Origin of the sequence: Xanthobacter aminoxidans (genome assembly GCF_023571765.1) — a bacterium.
Classification (GTDB): Bacteria; Pseudomonadota; Alphaproteobacteria; order Rhizobiales; family Xanthobacteraceae; genus Xanthobacter; species Xanthobacter aminoxidans.
Map to the genome: position 1 here is coordinate 1 of NZ_JAMJXC010000067.1, position 902 is coordinate 902.

The following is a 902-nucleotide window of genomic DNA, read 5'->3' on the forward strand; positions in this document are numbered from 1 at the left end:
TTCAGCCGACGGCGAGTTCGGCGGCGGTCTTGCCGATCTGGCTCTCGTCCACGGCCTTCATGATGCCGTGCTCCATGAGCAGGTCTTCCAGCTCGTCCATGGTGATCGGGGTCGGGATGATGCCGTTGCCCGAGTTGCCATGCACCTTGGTGGCGAGGTTGCGGTAGTGCTGGGCCTGCGCGGAATCGGGCGCATACTCGATCACCGTCATGCGGCGCAGCTCGGCGTGCTGCACGATGTTGTCGCGCGGCACGAAGTAGATCAGCTGCGTGCCGAGCTTCTTCGCCAGAGACTCCGCCAGCTCGTACTCCTTGTCGGTCTGGCGCTCGTTGCACACCAGGCCGCCCAGGCGCACGCCGCCGGAGTTCGCATACTTCAGGATGCCCTTGGAGATGTTGTTGGCCGCATACATGGCCATCATCTCGCCGGACATGACGATGTAGATTTCCTGCGCCTTGTTCTCGCGGATCGGCATCGCGAAGCCGCCGCACACCACGTCGCCCAGCACGTCGTAGGACACGTAGTCGATGTCCTCGTAGGCGCCGTTCTCCTCAAGGAAGTTGATCGAGGTGATCACGCCACGGCCGGCGCAGCCGACGCCCGGCTCCGGGCCACCCGACTCCACGCAGCGGATGTCGTTGTAGCCGACCTTCATCACGTCCTCGAGCTCGAGGTCTTCCACCGAACCCGCGTTGGCGGCCAGCGAAAGGATGGTGTCCTGCGCCTTGGCGTGCAGGATCAGGCGGGTCGAGTCCGCCTTCGGGTCGCAGCCCACGATGAGGATGCGCTGACCAAGCTCGGTCAGGGCCGCAAGCGTGTTCTGGGACGTGGTGGACTTGCCGATGCCACCCTTGCCGTAAAACGCGATCTGTCGCAGCGAAGCCATCTTGCTCTCCTTCGAA

General features: G+C 64.0%; 1 protein-coding gene. It reads right to left on the bottom strand.

Annotation, left to right across the window (positions count from 1 at the left end; genetic code table 11):
- Position 1 precedes the first annotated feature (1 nt).
- On the bottom strand, positions 2 to 886 hold the full coding sequence (gene nifH / locus EJ105_RS27650) for a nitrogenase iron protein (RefSeq protein ID WP_029555901.1): 885 nt from the start codon (positions 884 to 886) through the stop codon (positions 2 to 4).
- Positions 887 to 902 lie beyond the last annotated feature (16 nt).

Bases quoted from the DNA above. Each gene is read 5' to 3' on its own strand.
- nifH (WP_029555901.1), bottom strand. From the start codon at position 886: ATGGCTTCGCTGCGACAGATCGCGTTTTACGGCAAGGGTGGCATCGGC.